This is a genomic window from Oceanimonas sp. CAM02, assembly GCF_032842915.1.
In the GTDB taxonomy this organism is placed as follows: domain Bacteria; phylum Pseudomonadota; class Gammaproteobacteria; order Enterobacterales; family Aeromonadaceae; genus Oceanimonas; species Oceanimonas smirnovii.
Genome location: NZ_JAWJBK010000004.1, coordinates 111,438 through 133,722 on the forward strand (window position 1 = coordinate 111,438; position 22,285 = coordinate 133,722).

Consider the following 22,285-nt stretch of genomic DNA (forward strand, 5'->3'; position numbering starts at 1 on the left):
GCGGCAACCTGTATTCAGGCATAAAAAAAGCCGGTGCAGTGCACCGGCTTTTAAAGTAATGGTGGAGGGAGCTGGATTCGAACCAGCGAAGGCTGAGCCGTCAGATTTACAGTCTGATCCCTTTGGCCACTCGGGAACCCCTCCACGAGTAAACTTGCACATTGTGTTGCTCATCGCTTGCGCGCTGAACTGAATAGGTGGTGGAGGGAGCTGGATTCGAACCAGCGAAGGCTGAGCCGTCAGATTTACAGTCTGATCCCTTTGGCCACTCGGGAACCCCTCCACATCAGTGGGGCGCATACTACCAAAACAAACGGCATTGTGAACCCCTGAAGGGCAATTAATTTGCTAAATATCGGAGGTTTCCGGCCGATAAAGGTTTAAACGCTCAACTTTTAAACTTTTCGGGTTTTCATGACCACACAGGTGCAGGCCAATTTGTTGATCAACGACAGCCAGCTGGGAGACAGCCTTAATCAGGCGGTTCACCAGGGGCGGCGTCGTGATTTTGGCTTGCTGCTGGCCATGCTGTCGGAAGATGCCCGGGATCTGCCCCGCATTGATGAGCCGGTTACGCCGGCCGGTGAGCCCGACTGGCGGCAGTATTTTGCATTGCCCGAGCCCACACCGCCCATGTTTGCCGAGCAACGGGATCAGGCCCGCGCCAATACCCTGAGTACGCTTGCCGGCTCACTGCAGCAAGACAGCCTGCGGCTGCTGCTGGCCATGCGCGGTGAGCCCCTTAAACCTTCTCGCGATGAGCTGCCCGCTGAAGTCACTTCCAACCTGGACCCCAGAGCACTGGCGCGTATGCAGGGCAAGCTGAATGCCTATCTGCCCCAGCAGCCCGAGCGTATGCTGGAGGTATTGGAAGCGGTGCACGCCACCGCCTGATCAGCGCTGTTTATTTGCCTGTTGGCAGCCTTCAATGGCAGAAGCCAGCAATGTCAGCGCACTGTGCTCGCAGGGGGGCAGAGCGGCATCGCTTTGCCGCATTGGCGTAACCCGCTCGCCCCAGCGGATCACCCCCGCACCCCAGGTCAGACCGGCACCAAAGGCGGCAGTCAGCAGCAGCGCGCCCGGGCGTATGCGGCCCTGCTCCAGTGCTTCGCACATGGCAATGGGCACAGTGGCCGCCGAGGTATTACCATAGTCGGCAATATTGACCATGACTTTATCGGCAGGCACCGCCATTTTTTTGGCCAGAGTCTCAATAATGCGTATATTGGCCTGATGAGGCAGCATAAGATCAATATGCTCCGGGCTGACCCCGGCCTCATCCAGCACAAAAGCGGCGGCCTCACCCATGCCCCGCACCGCGCGCTTGAAAATCTCCTGACCTTCAAAGTTCACATCAAACAGACCGTCCACATGGGCAAAGCGGGCGCGGCCCGTGCCTGAGTCGGGTACTGCCAGAATATCTCTGGCTTCGGCATCACAACCCAGCTTATCGGCAATCAGGCCACAGGGAGTGTCGCTGGCTTCCAGCACAACCGCGCCGGCACCGTCACCAAACAGCACGGCAGTATCCCGGCGGGTCCAGTCAAGATAGTGGGTCAGGCGCTCGGCACCAATCACCAGCAACCGGTTCATGCTGCCGGCGCGGATCATGGCCGAGCCCACACTCAGGCCATAAATAAAACCGGTGCAGGCAGCATTAAGATCAAATACCGCCGCGGCGGGAATGCCCAGATTGCGCTGCACCGCCGAAGCGGCACTGGGCACCAGAGTGTCGGGGCTGGCGGTGGCCAGAATAATGCCGTCAATCTGAGTTGGTTCAAGGCCGGCGGCGGCCAGCGCCTGCTGGGCTGCCACCGTGGCCATGTCGGAGGTGTTTACATGAGCAATGCGCCGGGCGCGAATGCCGGTGCGGCTTTGAATCCAGTCGTCTGAGGTATCCAGAAAGGTGCTGAGGTCATCATTACTCAGCACGGCCGGCGGCAGACACTTGCCCCAGCCGGTGATATTGGCATAACGCATGAGATTCCCGCTGTTCAGGTGAAAGATTCATCGATTATGCCCAAGGCCCGGGCATAACTCTAGCGCTTACAGGCGGCCGTCCCGCTCCAGCCGCCGGCGCACCCAGGTGCGATATAGCCAGGAAAGAACCGGCCGCACCACCGGAAGGCCGATAAACCAGGCCAGTGGCATTAACCGTGGCACCCGTTTCATCAGCAGAATATAGGCATCCAGCTCGGAATGGATATCCCCTTCGGCAGTCTGCACATGCAGCTCCTGCAAGGCCTGCTGCGGGCTGATACCCATGCCCAGCAGCACCTCTTCCTTGTCGGTAATATCAAACCAGTAAATATCCCGACCCCTGTCGCCGGCCCAGCGCTCGTAGCGGGCTCTGTCCTTGATGCAGCCTTCGCAGGAGCCATCGTAAAACACCACCAGCTGGTGGCGTGGTTTTTTATCATCCAAAGCAGTCCTCCATGGCTTCATCCGTGAAACCTGTATTCAGCATAGACGGTTCAGCCCAGATAGCGCTGCTCCAGATGGCGACGAAAGGGGGCAGACGACAGGCTTTGTCCGCTGGCCTGCTGCAATAACTCTTCGGTAGACAGCAGGCTGGCATGCTGCCAGATATGTTGCTGCAGCCAGTTAAACACAGGGGCAAGATCCCCGCTCAGCAACTGCTCAAAGCGGCCCAGTTGCTGCTGCATGGCCTCGGCCAGCTGAGCGGCATAAATGGCACCCAGGGTATAGCTGGGAAAATAGCCAAAGCTGCCGTCGGTCCAGTGAATATCCTGCATACAGCCGTTTGTATCATTCCCCTTGGTGCTGAGCCCCAGATACTGCTGCATTAACTGATCCCAGCGCTCGGGCACATGGCGAGGCTCAAGGTTGCCTTCAATCAGATCCCGTTCAATCTGGTAACGCAGCATCACATGAGCCGGGTAGGTGACTTCATCGGCATCCACTCGAATAAAGCCGGGCTGCACCCGGGTATAAAGCCTGGCCAGATTGTCGGGGGCAAAAGCGGCCTGTTCGCCCAGGTGCTGGTTCAGCAGCGGAGACAGCTGGCTCAGAAAGGCCGGGTGGCGGCCCAGCTGCATTTCAAAAAACAGGCTCTGGGACTCATGCACTCCCATGGATCTGGCCTGACCCACAGGCAACTTGCGCCATTGTGCCGGCAGGCCCTGCTCATAGCGGGCATGACCGGTTTCATGAATAATGCCCATCAGCGCCTGAGCGGCGTCGTTTTCGTCATAGCGGGTGGTCAGACGTACATCCTCACTGACGCCGCCACAAAAAGGATGAACGCTGACATCCAGCCGGCCCCGGTTAAAGTCAAACCCGAGCCTGGTCATCACGTCCAGCCCCAGGGCTTTTTGCCGCTCGGTGGCAAAGGGGCCTGCCGGCTGCAGCACCGACTCGCTGCGCTGTTTTTCCTGCACTTGCGTAATCAGGTTGGGCAGCCACTGATTCAGATCGTCAAACAAGGCGTCCAGGGTCTGGCTGCGCATGCCCGGCTCATACAGCTCCAGCAGGCTGTCGTAACGGGACAGCCCCAGCGCATCGGCCCGGGCGGCGGCAGCCTCGCGGGAGAGCGCCACCACTTCTTCAAACAAGGGCAAAAAGCCGGCCCAGTCATTGGCCGGACGCAGGCTGCGCCAGGCATGCTCGCAGCGAGAGCCGGCCAGCGAGCGGGCGCGCACCAGATCTTGCGGCAGCAGGGTGGCATCACGCCAGCTGCGCTGCATTTCTGTCAGGCTTTGCTGCTGTTCAGCAGGCAGCGCTTCACTTTTTGCTTCGGCAAACCAGTCGCCGAGGCGCTCATCCTGCAATTGCTGGTGGCACAACACTGCCAGGGTACCCAGAGCCTCGGCTCTGGCTTCGTTACCGCCGGCGGGCATCATGGTGGCCTGATCCCAGCCACAGATGGCACCCAGGTGCTGCAGGTGATGCAGTTGTTCAAAATGCTGTTCCAGTGCGGAATAAGACATGATGCTTCCTTTGATAAGCGGTTACCCCTGCCGGCTTTGCAGCCGTTCCCGAGTATCCTGTTTGGCCTGTTCGCTTTTGCGCAACAATACATAAAGACAGCCGCTGCCGCCATGCTGGTGCAGGGCGCTGTGGCAGGCCAGCACTTCCGGCAACTGGGGCAGCCAGCCGGAAACATAGCTTTTGAGTAGGGCAGGCGGCTGACTGCGCTCGCCCTTGCCATGCACTATCATCACTGCCCGCAGGTTGCGGCGCAGACAGCCCTGCAAAAAGGCCAGCAAGGCGTCCCGGGCCTTTTCCACGCTGTGATGATGCAAATCGAGACGGGCTTCGCAGGGGTATTTGCCAAGGCGCAGCTTTTTGAACACGCCTTCCTGCACGCCGGGCTTTTTGTAGCTCACCATATCGTGAGGGCGCAGCAGCGCTACATGATCCAGCGACAACAGCGGCAGGGCAGCTTCGGCGCTGGTTTCTGCCGCCTTGCGGCGCGTGGCAATGGTGGCTGCGTCGCGTTTGCTGGCGTGGCTGGCGGGCAGGGTGTCCTGCTTCAGGGGCGTCAGTCCGTCCATTTCATCAAGAAAAGAGGACCAGTCGTTATGGCTCATAACACGGCTCCTTGGTGTTCGGAATTAGCCGCAGTATAAGCAATTGGATTGAAAGGGGGAACGACGGGCCTCAGGGGAGGAGGAGAGTGAAGCCCGCCGTTTTTTAACGTGGTTATTTGCTGGCTTCACCATTGGGATCTGCCTTCATTACCTTGTAGATGAAGTAACCCGCATAGAAACTGATCAGCAGGGCGGTGGCAATAATTACCATCATCGACATAAAACCCACATCACTACCAAACATTAAATCGAGCCAGAATGCCATCGCTTGTCTCCTTTCTTGCGCTCCGTTAAAGGCATATTAACGAGACCGTTGCGACGGATTCTGATCCTGATCAATAAAGCGGTGTATCCTCAACTTTATTAAGGGTATAGCCATTATTTTCCAGTAGTTGTATCAGTCCCTGCTCGCCGTAAAGGTGCAGTGCACCTACTACCATCAAGGCCCTGGCGGGGGCCAGCTGCTTCAGGCGTTCCAGCCAGAGGTGATTGCGCCGGGCCAGCAGCTCTTGCTCTATAAAGCCGGTTAATGCCGGGCTTTGCTCTTCCTGCAACAGGGCCAGCAGTGCTTGTTCATCACCTTTCAGCCAGGTGTTGAGCAGATGTTCAAGATGCGGCTGCATTTGCTCCAGCTCGTCCAGGCTGTGAGTGATAAAGTCGCGCTCCAGTCCGCGCTCATGCAGCGAGGCCAGCAATTCCATCACCAGCGCCGGTGATTCCAACCCGGCCACGGGCAGATTTTGCTGCCGGGCCCGCAGCCGCAATTGCATGTCGACTCCTTGCCGAGTGTGAAAGCCGAGCTCCCGGGCTTTTAACTGTGTCAGCTGCAGTGCGGCAAACCAGGGCGGCAGCTGACGCAGCATGGGCTGGCCGCTGGCATTCACTGCCTGTTCAAGCTTTGCGGTAAGCTCAGGTCCCAGACGCTCGGGCCAGTGTGTATTCGGGGTGATTACATGGGAGAAATCGCTGCTTTTAAGGGTGAGCGGATCAATTTCCAGCAACAGCAATTCGCTGTTATCCAGTGCCTTCAACACAGGTGCAGGCAACTGGCTTAACCGCTCATCGGCAATATGCACAGAGCCGAACAGCCACAACTGCTGCTCGCCTTTTTGTGCCTGCCACAGCGCCGGAGCCGCCAGCACAGAGCCACACCACAGCCACAATAGCCATAATCCGGTTTTCATATTTTCTCCTCAGCCGCCGGCTTTTAACATTAGCCGGTCGAGGGCGGCTGTGCTCATAAACCGGCGCAGCCAGCCCAGCATTTTGGTGGGCCGGGTCACCGGATAACGGGCTTTGGGGCTGGCGCTGGTCAGGGCGTGCAGCACAGGGGGCAGGCAGGCTTGTGCCGGCAGGCTGTAGCGAGAGCTGGGGCCGGGCTTCTCCAGCCGGGCCAGCGTTTGTTCATAGTCGGCCCGGTGACGGCTGTCCTTCATATTGATGTGACGGAGAAAAGCGGCGCGGGCATTGGCCCTGAACTGAGTTTCAATGGGGCCTGGCTCCAGCAGACTCACATGCACAGAAGTGCCGGCAAGCTCCAGCCGCAGTGTGTCTGTGTAGCCTTCCAGGGCAAACTTGGAGGCGTTATAGGCACCGCGATACTTCATGGCTACCAGCCCCAGTACCGAGCTGTTCTGAATGATGCGGCCTTCACCAGCCTGCAGCATCAGGGGCAACACTAGCCGAGTGAGGTGATGGGTGCCAAACAAATTGGTATTGAACTGCTCCCGCAGTGCCTCGGTGGGCAGATCTTCAAGGGAACCGGGCTGGCCGTAGGCACCGTTATTAAACAGGCCATAAAGGGTGCCATTGGTGTAAGCCAGAGCCTGCTCCAGGCCCTGCTCTATGCTGGAATCGTCTGCCAGGTCCAGCAATACCGCCTGTAGCCCTTCCTGCTCCAGCTGCAATACATCCTGCGGCCGGCGGGCGGAAGCCACCACATTAAAGCCTTGTTGCTTAAGATAGTGAGCGGCGGCATGGCCAATGCCGGAAGAGCAGCCGGTAATCAGCACGGATTTAGACATTAATGACTCCCAGTTTGAACCGAAGTCGTCAATGTAGCAAAAAGGAAAGCGTCACTGAATGGCGTCCCCGGCAGGAATCGAACCTGCATCTAACCCTTAGGAGGGGCTTGTTTTATCCATTAAACTACGGGGACGAAGCGGGCACAATATTGCAAATTTCCCTTTGCGGCGCAATATATTGCCGCCCGTTTGCCGGTTATATAAGCAGGCTTACCATAGCTGCACCAGTCGGTCTCCGGGAGTGACTGGTGTTATTTTGGCTTCCTGGCCGGCGGGCACCAGAATGCTGTAGCCTGCATGGCTTTGCTGCACCACAAAGGTGGCTCCGGAGGTGCTTTCGCTGTAATAGCCCGGTGTGAGTTGCCGTCTGTGCATCAGAGTAAACTTATCTCCGGTCTGAATGCCTTCGCGCCGGCCCAAATCCATTAAAATGCCGTCGCCTGACTGCTGCATAATATTACCCACCGCCTTGATACAGGCCTGAGCCTTGACCAGATCCCGGCTGACATTTTGCAAAAGCTGATTAACCGCCTGACCATAAGCAGAGTGCCAGAAGCTTTGCTGGTGCACATTTACCTTGTCGTGCTTTTTATAATCCCAGCTGGAGCGGGTCTGATAATCTCGTTGCAGCAGCACATCACCAGTGAGGCTGTCTTCCAGCACAATGCGCATGCGAAACTCCCGGGGAATGTCGGAAAAGGTCCACTTGGTCCAGTGGCCGTCTTCAATACTGATGTCCTCAATGCTGCCGCTCAGCAGCAGTCTGGCTTGCCGGCGTGATGTTAGCATATCACTGCCTTTACGCAGCCCGGCGTCTCTGGGCAGGGCGGTGTCCGTGTCCAGTGGCTGACCGGTAGATGACGTAATATTGACGGCGGGTGTCAGCATCGACGATAACCGGCTGCTGATGGCCGCACCCAGTTCATAAATTTGACCCGTGCTGCCCTGCTCGGGATGACGCAGGGTAATGGCGGTCAGTGCCAGGCCGGGACGATAGCGGCCGGCGCATTGTTCCTGCCGGCGTTCACCGGGCCAGATATCGGCCCGTACTGTCAGCCACAGCCGGCCCTGTTTTTTGCGCTCGTCAATAATCAGGTAATCCATCAGTTCGCCCTGAGCAGAAATATCCAGCTGCTGACCGCCGTAGGTACCATTGGTGGCAGACTGCATGGTATTCAGGGAAGCGCCGGACTGTAGCAGGGCATCGCTCAGGGCCTGTTCCAGTGCCTGCTGACGCGCTGTCTCTGTGCCCAGACTGAGCGGTGCTGAGCCCTCGGCCTGATACCAGTCGGCATGAGTAAAAAAGGGAGACAGCAGCAACAATGAGGCAAAGACATTTTTGAGCACGGCGGTATCCTGTGTAAAAGTAAAGAGCGTCAATTAAACATCGAACACTCAGCAAGAAGATGGCAAGGTTTATGCAATATTCTTGCCGGGTAAAGTTATGCTGTTTTTGGCCGATACTCGATTAGTTTCCTGAACTCAGTTTTTAAACCACGGAGCCTGTTAATGACAAGAGCCCTTATTCTGGTCACTGTGCTGGGGTTATCGGCCTGTAGCGGTGAGCCCAGGTTTGACAGCCGGCATCATTACCTGCCTCATGATCATGCGGCCCATTATGTCAGCCATCAACCCCTGGGCTCCACGCCGGCACCGGCCCGCGCTCCGCGGCATACCCAGGACGGTATTCCCATGCGCATGAGCGCCGGTGCCCGCAGTGTATATTTGCCGGAAGCCGGTCCTTCACTGGTGGGCGGGCAAACTCAGCTGCAGCAGCATATGTCAGCACTGGCCTACCGGCTGGTATCATCGGCTCACCAGATGAACCGGCAGGCAGGCATTGCAGTGAGCGGTTTTGTCAGTCAGGAGGATTACACTACTCAGGACGAGTTTGGTCGTCTGCTGTCAGAAACCATGATGTTTCAGCTTAATCAGTACGGCCTTAAGGTTGTCGATTTTAAGGCTCTGCCGTTTATTCGCATTACTCCTGAAGGTGATATCAGCACCAGCCGGGATTATCGGCAGCTCAGTGGTAAAATTGGTGCCCAGTATCTTCTGCATGGCACCATCAGCGAGACGCAGGGAGGCAGGCTAGTGAATGCTCGGCTGATCACCATGGCGGATCATGCTGTGGTAGCCAGTGCACAGCAGTTTATTCCGAGCTATCTGGTGGCCGCCATGCTCGACACCCGCGGCCCGCAGGTGCCTGACCATATACGGAGACGTTATGCGAAATAAGCTGATAACCCTGTTGACCCTGGTGTTTCTTGGCGGTTGTGTGGGGCAGGGCAGTGGTGCCACACCGGCCAGAAACCATATTTATGCCGTGGGTTATGCCCCTATCAGTTTACAGCGGCCGGCGGATTATCAGCAGAAACTGCTGCATGCCATGCGGGCGTCGCGGCTGGATGCCTATCGTGAACTGAGTGAGCAGCTGAGCGGTGTGATGATCTCCAGCTCCAGTGAAATGAACAGTAACGTATTACAGGACGGACCGGTAAACAGTGCCAGCCGGGGCGTGGTGCGCGGTGCCAGAGTGGTAAACAGCTACCCGGACGGCGACATGTATGTGACCGAGCTGGAGCTGGATCTGGCGTTGTATGAAAAACTGCGCCGGGGCGGGCGCTGACAGACAGTAAACAGACAACTCTGCCCAAGCCCAAAGCAGCAGTGGGGATTGCCGTAGCCGACCATAAAATGCCATGGATGGCATTTTCGAGCGTACATGGGGCGAGCTTGCTCGCCGTGACGAAGTAAAAAGCCTGACCGAACATTTAGTATGTTCGCAGCAGGTATTTTTAGTGAGTGGCCTTCACCGAAGCGTGTCGGTGGAGTGCAACCGCACTGATGCTTCGCTCTGCAGTTTAAACTTTGAAGCCGGAGCCTTTATTAATGCCCTTGGTGTGACCTTTTTGATCATAGGTCATGCTCTGGCGCTCGTGCAGCCGGCTGAGAATATTGGCCAGCTGGCGAGTGCCGGCAAGGGACTGCTCCAGCACCTGTCCGGCAACGTCGTTGCGCTCCTGACAAGTGGTCATTAATGCACGCAATGCATCAACCCTGGGTTTAAACTCAGTGCCCAGCAGAGCTACATCGGGGTGGTTGCACAGGCTGGCATCGGTGGCCTGAATATCGGCCAGCAGTTGCTGTTTCTGCTCGGTAAGAGGAGGGAGTTCCAGCGCCTTGCGCTGAACGATCAGCTCAAGCTCCTGCTCAGTGATCGCCAGCAGGCGCTCAAGTTGAGAATGTTGTTGGGTCAGCAGCGTATCAAGGCTCATTAATACAGAGACTCTATGTCGTTTTCAAGGCTGATAATATTACCGGCAAGACGCTCGGCATTCACCTGATAGCTGCCTTCATTGACTGCTTTTTTAATGGCGTCAAGGCGGGCGCTGTTATCGGTGCCGTCCCCGGCAGACAGACTTTGCTGCATGCGGTTAAGTTGTCTGGCCTCTGCCGTGAGCGTGACTTCATCTCGCCCGGCAACGGCTTTGGGTTCGCCACTGTTGCCGGTAGTAGCGGATGCACTTTTCTGCGGATATTTGTTTCCGCTGACCGGACCGTTATGAAATCCGGGAGGAAGCTTGTCTATGGCCATGGTCTTGTGTCCTGATTTGCTGCTGTCACACCGGTTATCGGCTGGCCCTTGTGCAACTTTAGCAGAATTTACAGACCCACCTTTACTACTCCGGCCTCGCTGATGCGCCCTTGTATCTGGCGGCCCGAACGGCTGTTGCGTACGCGAATGGTCTCATTAAAGGTGCCGTCTTCATCGGCCACGCCCTGAGTCCGGATAGACAGGCCGCCGTTTTCTGCCACTATGGTAACTTTGTCTCCTTTGCATACCACACACAGCTGGCTGGCCAGAATCGGCCTGCCCGGGCGCAGATCCCGCTTGCTGCGGGTGCCCACCAGAGCCTGAATATTATCAAATACGTCCCCTCTTACCAGCACTTCATCCTGGTAGCTTATCTGCAGCTGAGCCGGCTGCAGCAGAGTATTACGAGAGATAGGATCAGCAGCCGTCACCACGGGTTTAAGTACTTTTACCCGCACCGGCACAAACAGTTGCCAGCCGGGTTGCTCATGGCACTGTACAAACACATGAGTATTACGCCGCACTTCACCACTGCCGCGGATCTCTGCGGTAAGCATGCCGGGGCATTCACTCAGCTGCAGCCGGGTATCTATGCTTGAAGCCTCAATGATTACCTTGTCATCAGGGCCTGCCTGGACAAAATCGCTCACATAGTTTTCTGCGTAATGACGGATACTGTCGTGTATGCTGGTCTGAGCCGTTACCAGGGCCGGTAATAACGTGAATACAAGGCTTAAAAAAACAGGTATGCATGGCTTGTTATGGTAGTTAGGCAAAAAACCGTTAAGCATCGTTACTCCGTTGCCGATAGTACATAAATCATGACTGGTCCCATCTTTGCCGCTATGAAGTGGCACTGGCACATGGCCGGTGTTAAGCTAGAACCATCGTATTTTGCTGCATAAAGCATGCCATTGAACTGGCGGGCAGACAGCTAAATCTCATTCCGGAGGCTGAATAATGGCGGGTGTACTCGACTCGGTAAACCAGAGAACACAACTGGTGGGGCAAAACCGGCTGGAACTATTATTGTTCAGGCTTAACGGTCGCCAACGATTTGGCATCAACGTATTTAAGGTCAAGGAAGTGTTGCAATGCCCACGGCTCAGTGGCTTGCCTCAGCGTCATCCGGTTATTCGGGGTGTATCCAATGTTCGTGGCCAGACCATTTCCATTATTGACCTGAGCAAGGCCATGGGGGGGCGGCCGATAGAGCAAACCGAAGACAGCTTTGTCATTATCTCCGAGTACAACCGTTCGGTGCAGGGGTTTCTTGTCAGCTCGGTAGAGCGCATCATCAACGTCAACTGGGAGTCGATCTTGCCACCACCCAAAGGGGCCGGTCGCTTCAACTACATGACGGCCGTCACCGAAATAGACGGTGAGCTGGTGGAAATTCTCGATGTGGAAAAAATTCTTGATGAAATTTCTCCTGCCAGCACAGATGTTGACGCAGCGATTATTGAACGCTCAAAAGAAAATGCTGCCGAGCACAAGCCTGTTCTTATTGCAGATGATTCTTCCGTGGCCCGCCGTCAGGTAGTAAAGGCGGTTGAATCTCTGGGGCTTAAGTGTATTGTGACGGAAAATGGCCGGCAGGCGCTGAACAAGCTCAAAGAACTGGCTGCCAACGGTCCGATTCATGAGCAGTTATCATTGGTGATTTCCGATGTGGAAATGCCAGAAATGGATGGCTACACGCTTACCGCCGAGATTCGAAGCAATCCTGCGCTTAAGGGCTTGCATGTGATTCTGCATACTTCACTCAGTGGCGTATTTAACAAGGCGCTGGTTGAAAAGGTCGGAGCCGATAATTTTATCGCCAAGTTTCAGCCTGATGAGCTGGCCAGTGCAGTCAATGATGCACTCTAATTTTTGAAGGTGTAATAGCACGGATGAAAAATTTCACCGACGAGCAGTATTTGGCGTTTTGCCGGTTTCTTGAAAGCAACACCGGTATCGTCCTTGGAGCCAGCAAGCAATATCTTGTTAAAAGCCGGCTTTCACCGCTGATGTCTCGTTTTGGTATTGAATCCATGGGAGTGCTGATAGAGCGCTCCATGCAGCCTCGGGAGCGTGAACTGAAAACGGCCGTGGTTGATGCCATGACCACCAACGAAACACTTTGGTTCCGTGACAGCTACCCCTTTACTCAGCTGAGTGACCGTTTATTTCCGGAGTTGGCGAAACCCGGTAAATCACTGCGTGTCTGGTCTGCGGCCTGCTCATCGGGGCAGGAGCCTTATTCCATTGCCATGACGGCACAGGAGTACATGAGCCGGCGGCCGGGTGCCTTGCCGGGGCTGCAAATTATTGCCACTGATATTTCAGCCACCATGCTGGAACAGTGCAAACTGGGCATTTATGACAGCCTGTCTCTGGCCAGGGGCCTGTCTCCGGAGCGACGCAGCCGGTTCTTTACCGCGCTTGATAATGGCCGTATGCAGCTGCAGCCTGCCATTCGCAATATGGTCAGCTTTCGGCCCTACAACCTGCTCGACAGCTACAGTTCGCTGGGCAAGTTCGACATTATATTTTGCCGTAACGTACTGATTTACTTCTCTCCCGAGAATAAATCCAAGATCCTTAACCAGTTTGCCGGCTCTCTTAATCCGGGGGGCTATCTGCTGCTGGGTGCGTCTGAGTCACTTACCGGTCTTTCCGACAAGTTTGAAATGATCCGCTGCAGCCCCGGCATTATCTATCGCCTTAAATAATTTCACCTTGCCGTCCTTAAAGCACCTCAGTGTTAACTGAAGGTGCTTTTTATTTATGGCACGACTCTTGCTTTACTTTTTCCTGTGTGAGTACTTCAGATTCCGGTCACTATGACGCAGGAGGGTGGCGGTGACGATTTCTTTCGACAAGGCATTTGGCGTGCATCAGCATGCACTGGTGGCCCGCTCCGACAGAGCCGAGCTGCTGGCCAGCAACCTGGCCAATGCTGACACGCCCGGTTATAAGGCGAAAGACATGGACTTTCAGGCGGCACTGAGCAAGGCACAGGGTTCTCAGAATTTCTCCCTCAGCCGCACCAATAACCGTCACTTTGCCGTGGATCTGGCACCGCCGGGCACAGTGCAATACCGGGTGCCCAATCAGCCCGATACCGGCGACGGCAATACGGTGGATGTACAAACCGAGCGTACCAGTTATATGGAAAATGCCCTGCAATATCAGGCCTCGCTGGAGTTTCTTAACAGCAAGATATCCGGCCTGCTGAAAGCCATAAAAGGAGACTCGATGTGAGCCTTTTTAAAGTCTTTGATATTTCCGGCAGTGCCATGAGCGCTCAGTCGGTTCGTCTTAATACCACCGCCAGTAATCTGGCCAACGCCGACAGTGTCAGCTCCAGCATTGATGAAACCTACCGTGCCCGCAAACCGGTGTTTGCCGCTGATCTCGACCAGGCCCTGTCGGACCGTCAGGAAAGCGTCGGCGTCAAAATCATGGGCATAGTGGAAACCGACAAACCCCTGCAAAAAGAATTCAACCCGGATCATCCCATGGCTGATGCCGAAGGTTTCATTTTCAAGCCCAATGTGAACGTGGTGGAAGAAATGACCGATATGCTCAGCGCCTCACGCAACTACCAGACCAATGTGCAGGTGGCCGACGCCGCCAAGCAGATGCTGCAGCAGACCCTGCGGCTGGGCAAGGGGTAATCATTCATGCAGGTTAATCAAGACTATCTTAACGGCCTTAAGTGGCCCGGTGAGCAAAGTCCGGCGGATAAAGCGGCTGATAACAGCCGTGCCCAGCTGGAGCAGGAAGACTTTTTTGCTCTGCTGACCCAGCAGCTGGCTTATCAGGATCCGTTCAAGCCGGCGGATAACTCCCAGATGATCTCACAAATGACGTCTTTCACCACGGCTGACGGCATTAATAACATGAGTCAGCAGCTTTCCGGGCTGAGTGAGGTCATGACCTCCAGCCAGGCACTGCAGGCCTCCAGCCTGGTGGGGCAGAAGGTGCTGGTGCCCAGCTCCATGACCTACTGGGACAATAATGAACCGGTAGACGGCGTTGTGGTAGCGGGTTCAGGAGCCTCCAATGTGCTGATTCGCATCGAGAATGAAAAGGGCGAGCTGGTGCGCACCATACCGCTGGAAGGCGATCAGCGCGGCAACGTCAACTTCAGCTGGGACGGCATGAATGACGCCGGCGAGCCGGCGGCTACCGGCAAATACAACATCAAGGTCAGCGGCCTGATCGACGGCCAGCGTGAGGAGCTGAATGCGCTGGCTTTTGGCAAAGTGGACAGCGTGACCCTGGGCAGTGCCGACAGCCCCACTCTGGTCAACCTGGCGGGCCTGGGCGGCCTGCCGCTTAATCAAATTCTGGAAATAGCCAGCCGCAAGGCGGCGTAAGGAGTACTTATGTCTTTTAATATTGCACTCAGCGGCGTTAATGCGGCCCAGAAAGATCTGGACGTGACCGCCAATAACATTGCCAACGTCAATACCATTGGCTTTAAAGAGTCCCGGGCCGAGTTTGCCGATGTGTATGCCAACTCCATTTTCGCTAATGCCAAAACACAAACGGGCAGCGGCGTGCAAACCGCTGCCGTGTCACAGCAGTTTCATCAGGGTGCGCTGCAGTTCACCAACAACTCGCTGGATATGGCCATCAACGGCAGTGGCTTTTTTGTGATGTCCAATGAAATTGGTTCACTGGACCGCACCTTTACCCGTGCCGGTGCCTTTCGCCTGAACGACGAAGGTTATGTCACCAACTCACAGGGTAACTTTCTGCAAACCTACAAGGCCAATGCTGACGGCACGCCCGCAGGTCTGGGCCTGAACTCGACCCAAGCGCTGAAAATTCCGGACAAGGCGGGTGAGCCCAAAATGACCGGTGAAGTGAGAACTGGTTTGAATCTACCTGCAAAAGCTAATGTCATTACCGGCGCTTTTGATGCCGCAGACTCTTCTACATATACATCTTCTACTTCAATGACTATCTATGATTCATTGGGAGAAACACATACGCTGACGCAGTATTTTGTAAAAGTTGGCCCTAACCCTGATGCAACCCCCGCTGTTACAGAGAACAAATGGGAAATGCGTGTTCATGTTGACGGTACTGATGTTCTGGCTACCTCACCGCAGGAGCTTGAGTTTAATACATCTGGTGAACTAACACCTGCAACCATAACAGCTCTTGCCAACCTGGAAACTAAAGAGTTGAACTTCACTAATGGCTCACAAACGGATCAGAAGATTAAAATTAAAATCGATTCTGCCACCTTGAACGCCGGTGCCTTTGAAGTAACTTCCAACAGTCAGGACGGCAATACTGTAGGCCGGCTGACCAAGGTGGACGTAGGCCCGGACGGCCTGGTGCGGGCGACCTATAGTAACGGCAGCACCGAAAACTTAGGGATCGTGGCTATGGCGCGCTTCCCGAATGATCAGGGCCTGACCCAGATTGGTGATACGCAGTGGCGGGAATCCCTGTTGTCTGGTGAAGCGGTGACTGGTCAGCCCAATACCGGTATTTTCGGCAAGGTGAGCGTGGCCTCACTGGAGCAGTCCAACACCAACCTGACCACAGAGCTGGTGGATTTGATTACCGCTCAGCGCAACTTCCAGGCCAACTCCCGTGCACTGGAAGTGAACAGCACACTGCAGCAGACCATACTGCAAATCCGTTAATTCAAGCTGAAAGCCGGAAGCTGGAAGCTGGAAGAAAAGCCCGGGATCGAAAACCCGGGTTTTTTATGTTTTTACTTCAAGCTGATAGCTTCTTACTTCTGGCTATAGTGGCATTTTTTTTGCATGTATTTTATACATTACTCAGTCGGCCAACCACGGAGCTGAAATGGATCACCTGCTGTATATCGCCATGTCGGGTGCCAAAGAGAATATGCACAGTGTCTCTTTGCGCGCCAATAACCTGGCCAACGCCAATACCACCGGCTTTCGTGCCGATCTGGAGCAGGCCCGGGCCATGCAGGCCTTTGGCGAGGGGCTGCCTAGCCGGGTATTTGCCATGACGGAAAGCCCGGGGCAAAACTTTGCCGCCGGCCCCATTCAAACCACGGGGCGGGATCTTGACGTGGCAGTGGCCGGTGACGGTTGGCTGGCGGTAGAAGCCGCAGACGGCACCGAAGCCTACACTCGCTTTGGTAACCTGCAGGTCTCGGTAGAAGGCCTGTTGCAAACCAGCACCGGCCTCAATGTGCTGGATGACGGCGGCAATCCCATCGTATTGCCGTTGCCGCTGGAAAAAATGGAAATCAATAAAGACGGTACCATCTTTGCGCGGCTGGAAGGTGAAGCCCCCAACGGCGGTGCCGAGCTGCAGCGCATAAAAACCGTGCTGCCCGCCAATGATGAAATAGAAAAAGGCAATGACGGCCTGTTTCGCCGCAAAGACGGTGAAGCCGAGCCTGCCTCGGCCCAGGTGCAGCTGATTGCCGGCGCGCTGGAAGGCAGCAACGTCAACCCTATTGCCGAAATGACCCATATGATCGATTTGCAACGGCGCTTTGAGACTCAGCTAAAAATGATGAGTCACGCCGAAGAGAACGACAAAGCCCACGCCCAGCTGCTGCGTATTGGTTAAAGGAGAGCAGAATGAACCCCGCCTTGTGGATTAGCAAAACCGGGCTTGATGCCCAGCAGACCAATATCTCGGTGACCTCCAACAACCTGGCCAACGCCAGTACCGTTGGGTTTAAAAAGGGCCGGGCCATCTTTGAAGATCTGCTCTATCAGAATGTACATCAGCCCGGCGGTCGCGCCACCGCCGACAGCAACCTGCCTTCGGGCCTGATGGTAGGGGCGGGCAGCAAGGTGGTCGCTACGCAAAAAACCTTTACTCAAGGGAGCGTTCAGACCACAGACAATGCCCTGGATGTGATGATCGACGGCCGTGGCTTTTTTGAAGTGCTGCTGCCCGACGGCACCACAGGATACACCCGCAACGGTCAGTTTGCCCTGAACGATGAAGGCATTATCGTCACGCCCGGCAATGGCTATCCGCTGCTGCCGGAAATGCAGATCCCGGAAAATGCCCAGAGCATCAGCGTGGGCACCAACGGAGAAGTCTCGGTACAGCTGGCGGGTCAGGCCGAGGGACAAGTCATCGGTCAGATTATTGTCACCGATTTTGCCAACCCCGCCGGTCTGCAGCCCAAGGGGGAAAACCTCTATCTGGAAACCCAGTCCAGCGGTGCGCCGCTGCAGGGCATTGCCGGGGCTGACGGATTTGGCACCCTTAAGCAGGGCATGCTGGAAACCTCCAACGTGAACGTGACCGAAGAGCTGGTCAACCTGATCCAAGCTCAGCGGGTGTATGAAATGAACTCCAAGGTTATTTCTGCCGTGGACGACATGCTGGCCTATGTGAACCAGCAACTGTAATGCGAGGTGGGTAATGAAGCTTGTTCTGATCGTGACTGCCGGTCTGCTGCTGAGCGCCTGCACCTCCACGCCCTATACTCCCAAGCCTGACGATCCGGCCTACGCGCCGGTGATGCCCGGGCCTGGCCATGAGCAGTTGGAGCCCAACGGTGCCATTTTTCAGGACAACTACGCCAACAGCCTCTATTCCGATATAAAAGCCCATCGGGTAGGGGACATTATTACCGTCGATCTGTCCGAGTCGACCCGTGCGCAAAAACGGGCCACGACTCAGCAGGCTAAAGACAGTGGTATTAATATCAATCCGCTCAACATCGGTGGCCAGCCGATTAATATTGCCGGCTATCCGGTGACTGCCAGCATGTCGAGCAGTAATGAATTCGACGGCCAGGCCAATACCAATCAGAGTAACAGCCTGCAGGGCAGCATTACCGTGAGCGTGGCGCAGGTACTGCCCAACGGTAACCTGATGGTGCAGGGTGAAAAATGGCTGATGCTCAATACCGGTGAAGAATATGTGCGCATCAGCGGCATGATACGGCCGCAAGACATCAGCTCCGACAACAGAGTGGAATCCACCCGCGTGGCCAATGCCCGCATTTATTATGGCGGTACCGGCGACTTTGCCAACACCCAGAACCGCGGCTGGCTGGCCAAATTCTTTAACAGCCCCTGGTTTCCGTTTTAATGAGGCTTAATGCATGAAAGGGCTTACCGCAATTTTACTGGGCATGGCACTGCTGGCATTACCGGCACAGGCTGCCCGTATCAAGGACATCAGCTCGGTGGCCGGCGTACGGGCCAACCAGTTGGTGGGCTATGGTCTGGTGGTGGGTCTGCCTGGCACGGGCGAGCGCAACAACGCCTTTGCCCAGCAAACCTTTCGCACCATGCTCACCAACTTCGGCATTACCGTGCCGGATAATATGCGGCCTAAAATGAATGATGTGGCGCCGGTGGCGGTGCATGCGGAGTTGCCGCCTTTTGCCAAGCCCGGGCAGACCATAGACGTGACCGTCTCGGCCATTGGTGAAGCCAAAAGCCTGCGTGGCGGCAGCCTGTTGCAGACCTTTCTGAAAGGGGTAGACGGCCGGGTGTATGCCCTGGCCCAGGGCAGCCTGGTGGTGGGCGGCCTGGGTGCCGAAGGGGCCGATGGCTCTTCCATTATGATCAACACGCCCACGGTAGGCCGTATTCCCGCCGGCGGCATGGTGGAGCGGGAAGTGCCCAGCTCCTTTGCCCGTGGCGACACCATCACCTTTAATCTGCACAGATCCGACTTTACCACCGCCAAACGCATGGCACAGGTGATCAACGATCTGGTGGGCCCGGCCACGGCTCAGGCGCTGGATGCCACTTCCGTGACCGTTTATGCGCCTCGCGATCCCGGTCAGCGCGTCAGTTTTTTGTCAACGCTGGAAAACCTGACGGTGGATGTGGCCGATGAAGCCGCCAAAATTATTGTGAACTCCCGTACCGGCACTGTGGTGATTGGTCAGCAGGTGCAGCTGAAACCGGCAGCCATTACGCACGGCGGCCTGATCATTACCATCAACGAAAACCCGCAGGTATCCCAGCCCAATGCGCTGGCTGGCGGTAATACGGTAGTGGTGCCCAACTCCGGCATTAACGTGGAGCAGCAGGACGGCCGCATGTTCAAGCTGGACACCGGCACCACCCTGGACGATCTGGTGCAGGCAGTGAATCAGGTGGGCGTGGCCCCGGGCGATCTGGTGGCCATTCTTGAAGCCTTGCGTCAGGCCGGGGCCATTCAGGGTGAACTGGTGATTATCTGACGGCATTAACCGGAGGCCGCATGAAAAACCTCGATACAGTGCAAAATAGTCTGCTGGCCAACGACATTCAGAGCCTGGACCGGCTGCGTCAGCAGGGCTTTGAGCAGGACAGAGGCAAGGCGCTGGATGAAGCTGCCCGCCAGTTTGAAAGCCTGTTTACCCAGCAGTTGTTCAAGTCGATGCGCGATGCCAACAAGGTATTTGAATCAGACAGCCCCATGAACAGCCGTTATACCCAGTTCTATCAGGATATGCACGATCAGCAGATGAGCAGTGAGCTCAGCCGGCAGGGCAGTCTGGGGCTGGCTGATCTGATAGTGCGCCAGCTGGGGGGCGGTGAAGACGCCAGTGCGGCCACCGAAGCCCGCCATTTCAGCCTGGATAATGTGCGCCGTATTAATGGCAAGGTAGTGCGGCCGCCGGACGCTGAGCAGACAGACAACGCCAGACCGCCGCTGAAAGCGGCAAAAAATGCTCCCGAGGATGCCGTTACCCTGACGGCAGGTCAAAAATTTGACTCACCGGAAGAGTTTGTGCGTCGCCTGTTACCCGCCGCCACTGCCGCCGGTGAGCGGCTGGGGCTGGATCCCAAAGCCATGCTGGCGCAGGCGGCGCTGGAAACCGGCTGGGGCAAAAAGATCATCGGCAGAAAAAATGGCGAGTCCAGCCATAATCTTTTTGGCATCAAGGCCGATAAAAGCTGGAAAGAGCAAAAAACCTGGGTCAGCACGCTGGAATATGAGCAGGGCGTGGCCGTTAAGGTACAGGCACCGTTCAGATCCTATGCCTCATTCAATGACAGCTTTAACGATTATGTGCAGTTTCTGAATGACAACCCCCGCTACGGCCAGGCACTGGAGCAAACCGGCTCACCGCGGCAATATTTCAAGGCCCTGCAGCAGGCGGGCTATGCGACCGATCCTAACTATGCCAGCAAGCTGAGTGCGGTGCTCGACACCGTGAACCGGCTGGCATCACAAGCATAAGGACACATCATGGCTGTTGATATGTATCAAACCGGAGTAAGCGGCCTGCTGGCGGCACAGGCCCAGCTGGCCACTACCGGTCATAACATTGCCAACGTCAACACCGAAGGCTACAACCGGCAGCGGGCCGAACAGGCCACCACAATGCACATGTTTTCCGGTGGCAACTTTTACGGTACCGGCACCCGGGTAACCGACGTAACCCGCATGTATCAGGAATATGCCTTTCGTGATGTGCTGGTCAACAATACCGAAAAAGCCGGTGCCGAAGCCCTGTATAATCACCTTACCTATCTCGACAAAACCATGACCAGTGTGAACGCCGGTCTGGCCAGCAGTCTGGATGATCTCTACGGCGCCATTAACGCGGTAGCCGATAACCCGGGCAACCTGGGCAACCGTGAGCTGATGCTGGCCAACGCCCAGGACATAGTCGATCACTTCAACGAGTTTTACAGCTCGCTGGAGCAGGAAAAAATGATCAAAAACCGGGATATCGAATCCCGGGCCGATCATATCAGTTCGCTCACCGCCGGCATCGCCGAACTGAACCAGCAGATTATGAACGCCGGCCAGAACGGGACTCCCAATGATCTGCTGGATCAGCGCGATCGGTTGCTGCAGGATCTGGGTAAACAGGTGCAGATCACCACACTGAAAGACAGCAACGGCATGATCTCCGTGATGCTGAACGGCCGGGAACCGCTGGTCTCCGGTAATCAGGCCTATCAAATGGAAGTGCGTGCCGGCTCACCGGATCATCAGCAAACCGAGCTGTATCTGGTGCCCCCCAACAGCAATGGTCAGGCCACCCGCATCAAGGGCAGCCAGGCCCTGGGCGGCGAAATGGGAGCACTGTTTCACTACCGGGATCAGGTGCTTGGGCCCAACCTCAGCGACATGGGCAAAACCGCCATCGCCATTGCCGATGCCTTTAATAAAATTCAGACACAGGGCGTGGATCTGAACGGTGAGCCCGGCAAAAACATGTTTAACGACATCAATGACCCGGAAGCCATGGCCAAGCGTTTTGTGGGCAACAACCCCAATGTGACCGGCGAGGTGGAGATTACCGATACCGGCAAGCTGACCGGCGGGGAATACAGCCTGAAACGTCAGACAGATGGTTCTTTTGTGTTTACTGATGTGGTGACCGGGACCCAGACTATAGTTCCTGCCTCTGATATTGGTGCCGATGGCAAAATCACACCTAAAGGGCTTGGTTTTAGTTTGACGCTTACAGAAACTCCAGCTGGCTCCCTTGCCCCAGGCGATGAAATGCTGGTTCAGCCGACTCGCCAAGGCGCCATCGATCTGGAATTGAAACTGAACACCGGCGATCAGATTGCCGCCTCCGGCTCGCTGATGGTCAGCCCCAATGGGGATAATACGGGAACGGCCAAGGTTTCAGTGAGCATGGTCGATTCAGCGACGGCCAATGCTCTTAGTTATCCGTTGACGCTTAAAGTCACCGATAACGCAGGTACACTGGAATATCATATTCACGAGGGCGTTAATAGTAATCAAGTATTTCCAGATAATGATGGAAAGTTTACCTTCAGTGGTATTGAAATAACCCTAAAAGGCGATCCCAAAGCCTTCGATCAATTTGAAATCCGTCAGGCCGGTGGCTCGGGCAATAACGAAAACGCCCTGGCTTTTGCCGAGCTGCAAAACAAGAAGTGGCTGAACAATGGCAAGTCTACCGTGACTGACAGCCTGAACCAGACTGCCGTGGGCATTGGCAGCCTGACCCGCAACCAGGGCGTTAAAGCCGAGGCGGCAGGGGCGGCCTATCAGCAGTCTTACGATCGCATGTTGTCCACCTCCGGGGTGAACCTGGACGAAGAAGCCGCCAATCTGCTGCGTTTTCAGCAGTCTTATATGGCGGCAGCCCGGGTGGTGTCCACCGCCAGTGAAACCATGAACACCCTGTTGCAGATCCGCTAAGGAGTCAT

26 protein-coding genes and 3 tRNA genes are annotated in these 22,285 nt (G+C 55.8%); 15 read left to right on the forward strand and 14 right to left on the reverse strand.

Annotated features, from left to right (window positions below):
• Window positions 1-59: 59 nt before the first annotated feature.
• Both R0I78_RS00840 and R0I78_RS00845 read right to left on the reverse strand, forming a co-directional pair.
• Window positions 60-144, reverse strand: a tRNA-Tyr gene (locus R0I78_RS00840).
• Between the two features lie 54 nt (window positions 145-198).
• Window positions 199-283, reverse strand: a tRNA-Tyr gene (locus tag R0I78_RS00845).
• A 131-nt stretch (window positions 284-414) separates the two neighbouring features.
• On the opposite strand from R0I78_RS00845, the gene R0I78_RS00850 reads away from it, so the two are divergent.
• Window positions 415-894 (forward strand): VC2046/SO_2500 family protein, encoded by a 480-nt coding sequence (locus R0I78_RS00850; protein WP_317073959.1) that lies wholly within the window; start codon window positions 415-417, stop codon window positions 892-894.
• Here the strand turns inward: R0I78_RS00850 and R0I78_RS00855 are convergent, their stop codons facing one another.
• The 9 genes from R0I78_RS00855 to R0I78_RS00895 form a co-directional block, all read right to left on the reverse strand.
• On the reverse strand, window positions 895-1,980 hold the full coding sequence (locus R0I78_RS00855; protein WP_317073960.1) for a ketoacyl-ACP synthase III: 1,086 nt from the start codon (window positions 1,978-1,980) through the stop codon (window positions 895-897).
• A 66-nt stretch (window positions 1,981-2,046) separates the two neighbouring features.
• Complete coding sequence (locus tag R0I78_RS00860; protein ID WP_317073961.1) at window positions 2,047-2,424, reverse strand: DUF393 domain-containing protein; 378 nt, start codon at window positions 2,422-2,424, stop codon at window positions 2,047-2,049.
• Between the two features lie 50 nt (window positions 2,425-2,474).
• Window positions 2,475-3,950 carry a carboxypeptidase M32 gene (locus R0I78_RS00865; protein WP_317073962.1) on the reverse strand — a complete coding sequence of 492 codons (1,476 nt, stop codon included), beginning with the start codon at window positions 3,948-3,950 and terminating at the stop codon, window positions 2,475-2,477.
• A gap of 21 nt (window positions 3,951-3,971) precedes the next feature.
• Complete coding sequence (smrA, locus tag R0I78_RS00870; protein ID WP_317073963.1) at window positions 3,972-4,553, reverse strand: DNA endonuclease SmrA; 582 nt, start codon at window positions 4,551-4,553, stop codon at window positions 3,972-3,974.
• A 112-nt stretch (window positions 4,554-4,665) separates the two neighbouring features.
• Complete coding sequence (locus R0I78_RS00875) at window positions 4,666-4,818, reverse strand: DUF3149 domain-containing protein (RefSeq protein WP_019933508.1); 153 nt, start codon at window positions 4,816-4,818, stop codon at window positions 4,666-4,668.
• A 70-nt stretch (window positions 4,819-4,888) separates the two neighbouring features.
• Window positions 4,889-5,737 (reverse strand): TraB/GumN family protein, encoded by an 849-nt coding sequence (locus R0I78_RS00880; RefSeq protein WP_317073964.1) that lies wholly within the window; start codon window positions 5,735-5,737, stop codon window positions 4,889-4,891.
• Between the two features lie 9 nt (window positions 5,738-5,746).
• Window positions 5,747-6,577 carry an SDR family oxidoreductase gene (locus R0I78_RS00885; protein WP_317073965.1) on the reverse strand — a complete coding sequence of 277 codons (831 nt, stop codon included), beginning with the start codon at window positions 6,575-6,577 and terminating at the stop codon, window positions 5,747-5,749.
• Window positions 6,578-6,636: 59 nt separating this feature from the next.
• Window positions 6,637-6,711, reverse strand: a tRNA-Arg gene (locus tag R0I78_RS00890).
• Window positions 6,712-6,787: 76 nt separating this feature from the next.
• Window positions 6,788-7,924 (reverse strand): flagellar assembly protein T N-terminal domain-containing protein, encoded by a 1,137-nt coding sequence (locus tag R0I78_RS00895; RefSeq protein WP_317073966.1) that lies wholly within the window; start codon window positions 7,922-7,924, stop codon window positions 6,788-6,790.
• 162 nt (window positions 7,925-8,086) lie between these two features.
• On the opposite strand from R0I78_RS00895, the gene R0I78_RS00900 reads away from it, so the two are divergent.
• A complete protein-coding gene (locus R0I78_RS00900) occupies window positions 8,087-8,815 on the forward strand; it encodes a FlgO family outer membrane protein (protein ID WP_317073967.1) in 729 nt (242 codons plus the stop codon).
• Window positions 8,805-9,206, forward strand: coding sequence for an LPP20 family lipoprotein (locus tag R0I78_RS00905; protein WP_019933513.1), 402 nt, complete (start codon window positions 8,805-8,807; stop codon window positions 9,204-9,206). Before R0I78_RS00900 ends, R0I78_RS00905 begins: the two co-directional genes overlap by 11 nt.
• A gap of 235 nt (window positions 9,207-9,441) precedes the next feature.
• Here the strand turns inward: R0I78_RS00905 and R0I78_RS00910 are convergent, their stop codons facing one another.
• From R0I78_RS00910 to flgA, 3 genes are all read right to left on the reverse strand, one after another.
• A complete protein-coding gene (locus R0I78_RS00910; protein ID WP_019933514.1) occupies window positions 9,442-9,855 on the reverse strand; it encodes a flagella synthesis protein FlgN in 414 nt (137 codons plus the stop codon).
• A complete protein-coding gene (gene flgM / locus R0I78_RS00915; protein ID WP_019933515.1) occupies window positions 9,855-10,175 on the reverse strand; it encodes a flagellar biosynthesis anti-sigma factor FlgM in 321 nt (106 codons plus the stop codon). The genes R0I78_RS00910 and flgM overlap by 1 nt, the downstream gene beginning before the upstream one ends.
• 68 nt (window positions 10,176-10,243) lie before the next feature.
• Entirely contained in the window at window positions 10,244-10,966 is a 723-nt protein-coding gene (gene flgA, locus R0I78_RS00920; RefSeq protein WP_317073968.1) for a flagellar basal body P-ring formation chaperone FlgA, read from the reverse strand.
• A gap of 169 nt (window positions 10,967-11,135) precedes the next feature.
• On the opposite strand from flgA, the gene R0I78_RS00925 reads away from it, so the two are divergent.
• The 12 genes from R0I78_RS00925 to flgK all read left to right on the forward strand — a co-directional run bounded on the left by R0I78_RS00925 (window position 11,136) and on the right by flgK (window position 22,277).
• Window positions 11,136-12,047: a chemotaxis protein CheV gene (locus R0I78_RS00925; RefSeq protein WP_317073969.1), complete on the forward strand. Its 912-nt coding sequence runs from the start codon at window positions 11,136-11,138 to the stop codon at window positions 12,045-12,047.
• 23 nt (window positions 12,048-12,070) lie between these two features.
• Complete coding sequence (locus R0I78_RS00930) at window positions 12,071-12,892, forward strand: CheR family methyltransferase (RefSeq protein WP_019933518.1); 822 nt, start codon at window positions 12,071-12,073, stop codon at window positions 12,890-12,892.
• Window positions 12,893-13,022: 130 nt separating this feature from the next.
• Window positions 13,023-13,424 (forward strand): flagellar basal body rod protein FlgB, encoded by a 402-nt coding sequence (flgB, locus tag R0I78_RS00935; protein WP_019933519.1) that lies wholly within the window; start codon window positions 13,023-13,025, stop codon window positions 13,422-13,424.
• Window positions 13,421-13,840, forward strand: a complete 420-nt coding sequence (gene flgC / locus R0I78_RS00940) for a flagellar basal body rod protein FlgC (protein WP_019933520.1) — start codon at window positions 13,421-13,423, stop codon at window positions 13,838-13,840. Before flgB ends, flgC begins: the two co-directional genes overlap by 4 nt.
• A gap of 6 nt (window positions 13,841-13,846) precedes the next feature.
• Window positions 13,847-14,545, forward strand: coding sequence for a flagellar hook assembly protein FlgD (locus R0I78_RS00945; protein ID WP_317073970.1), 699 nt, complete (start codon window positions 13,847-13,849; stop codon window positions 14,543-14,545).
• Window positions 14,546-14,554: 9 nt separating this feature from the next.
• A complete protein-coding gene (gene flgE, locus R0I78_RS00950; protein WP_317073971.1) occupies window positions 14,555-15,832 on the forward strand; it encodes a flagellar hook protein FlgE in 1,278 nt (425 codons plus the stop codon).
• 166 nt (window positions 15,833-15,998) lie between these two features.
• The gene (flgF, locus tag R0I78_RS00955; protein WP_317073972.1) at window positions 15,999-16,745 is read left to right on the forward strand and encodes a flagellar basal-body rod protein FlgF; all 747 of its coding nucleotides are present in this window, start codon (window positions 15,999-16,001) and stop codon (window positions 16,743-16,745) included.
• An 11-nt stretch (window positions 16,746-16,756) separates the two neighbouring features.
• Entirely contained in the window at window positions 16,757-17,545 is a 789-nt protein-coding gene (flgG, locus tag R0I78_RS00960) for a flagellar basal-body rod protein FlgG (protein WP_019933524.1), read from the forward strand.
• Between the two features lie 13 nt (window positions 17,546-17,558).
• On the forward strand, window positions 17,559-18,233 hold the full coding sequence (gene flgH, locus R0I78_RS00965) for a flagellar basal body L-ring protein FlgH (protein ID WP_317073973.1): 675 nt from the start codon (window positions 17,559-17,561) through the stop codon (window positions 18,231-18,233).
• A gap of 13 nt (window positions 18,234-18,246) precedes the next feature.
• A complete protein-coding gene (locus tag R0I78_RS00970) occupies window positions 18,247-19,341 on the forward strand; it encodes a flagellar basal body P-ring protein FlgI (RefSeq protein ID WP_317073974.1) in 1,095 nt (364 codons plus the stop codon).
• Between the two features lie 20 nt (window positions 19,342-19,361).
• Window positions 19,362-20,327 (forward strand): flagellar assembly peptidoglycan hydrolase FlgJ, encoded by a 966-nt coding sequence (flgJ, locus tag R0I78_RS00975; protein ID WP_317073975.1) that lies wholly within the window; start codon window positions 19,362-19,364, stop codon window positions 20,325-20,327.
• 9 nt (window positions 20,328-20,336) lie between these two features.
• The gene (flgK, locus tag R0I78_RS00980; RefSeq protein WP_317073976.1) at window positions 20,337-22,277 is read left to right on the forward strand and encodes a flagellar hook-associated protein FlgK; all 1,941 of its coding nucleotides are present in this window, start codon (window positions 20,337-20,339) and stop codon (window positions 22,275-22,277) included.
• The last annotated feature ends 8 nt before the right edge of the window (window positions 22,278-22,285 follow it).

Excerpts from the sequence above, each read along its gene's own strand:
- flgK (WP_317073976.1), top strand. The coding sequence starts at position 20,337 with ATGGCTGTTGATATGTATCAAACCGGAGTAAGCGGCCTGCTGGCGGCA.
- R0I78_RS00885 (WP_317073965.1), bottom strand. The coding sequence starts at position 6,577 with ATGTCTAAATCCGTGCTGATTACCGGCTGCTCTTCCGGCATTGGCCAT.
- flgA (WP_317073968.1), bottom strand. The coding sequence starts at position 10,966 with ATGCTTAACGGTTTTTTGCCTAACTACCATAACAAGCCATGCATACCT.
- R0I78_RS00910 (WP_019933514.1), bottom strand. The coding sequence starts at position 9,855 with ATGAGCCTTGATACGCTGCTGACCCAACAACATTCTCAACTTGAGCGC.
- R0I78_RS00850 (WP_317073959.1), top strand. The coding sequence starts at position 415 with ATGACCACACAGGTGCAGGCCAATTTGTTGATCAACGACAGCCAGCTG.
- R0I78_RS00925 (WP_317073969.1), top strand. The coding sequence starts at position 11,136 with ATGGCGGGTGTACTCGACTCGGTAAACCAGAGAACACAACTGGTGGGG.
- flgH (WP_317073973.1), top strand. The coding sequence starts at position 17,559 with ATGAAGCTTGTTCTGATCGTGACTGCCGGTCTGCTGCTGAGCGCCTGC.
- R0I78_RS00880 (WP_317073964.1), bottom strand. The coding sequence starts at position 5,737 with ATGAAAACCGGATTATGGCTATTGTGGCTGTGGTGTGGCTCTGTGCTG.
- R0I78_RS00930 (WP_019933518.1), top strand. The coding sequence starts at position 12,071 with ATGAAAAATTTCACCGACGAGCAGTATTTGGCGTTTTGCCGGTTTCTT.
- flgE (WP_317073971.1), top strand. The coding sequence starts at position 14,555 with ATGTCTTTTAATATTGCACTCAGCGGCGTTAATGCGGCCCAGAAAGAT.
- R0I78_RS00970 (WP_317073974.1), top strand. The coding sequence starts at position 18,247 with ATGAAAGGGCTTACCGCAATTTTACTGGGCATGGCACTGCTGGCATTA.
- flgM (WP_019933515.1), bottom strand. The coding sequence starts at position 10,175 with ATGGCCATAGACAAGCTTCCTCCCGGATTTCATAACGGTCCGGTCAGC.
- flgG (WP_019933524.1), top strand. The coding sequence starts at position 16,757 with ATGAACCCCGCCTTGTGGATTAGCAAAACCGGGCTTGATGCCCAGCAG.
- R0I78_RS00865 (WP_317073962.1), bottom strand. The coding sequence starts at position 3,950 with ATGTCTTATTCCGCACTGGAACAGCATTTTGAACAACTGCATCACCTG.
- R0I78_RS00855 (WP_317073960.1), bottom strand. The coding sequence starts at position 1,980 with ATGCGTTATGCCAATATCACCGGCTGGGGCAAGTGTCTGCCGCCGGCC.
- R0I78_RS00905 (WP_019933513.1), top strand. The coding sequence starts at position 8,805 with ATGCGAAATAAGCTGATAACCCTGTTGACCCTGGTGTTTCTTGGCGGT.
- flgJ (WP_317073975.1), top strand. The coding sequence starts at position 19,362 with ATGAAAAACCTCGATACAGTGCAAAATAGTCTGCTGGCCAACGACATT.
- R0I78_RS00875 (WP_019933508.1), bottom strand. The coding sequence starts at position 4,818 with ATGGCATTCTGGCTCGATTTAATGTTTGGTAGTGATGTGGGTTTTATG.
- R0I78_RS00945 (WP_317073970.1), top strand. The coding sequence starts at position 13,847 with ATGCAGGTTAATCAAGACTATCTTAACGGCCTTAAGTGGCCCGGTGAG.
- R0I78_RS00900 (WP_317073967.1), top strand. The coding sequence starts at position 8,087 with ATGACAAGAGCCCTTATTCTGGTCACTGTGCTGGGGTTATCGGCCTGT.
- flgF (WP_317073972.1), top strand. The coding sequence starts at position 15,999 with ATGGATCACCTGCTGTATATCGCCATGTCGGGTGCCAAAGAGAATATG.
- smrA (WP_317073963.1), bottom strand. The coding sequence starts at position 4,553 with ATGAGCCATAACGACTGGTCCTCTTTTCTTGATGAAATGGACGGACTG.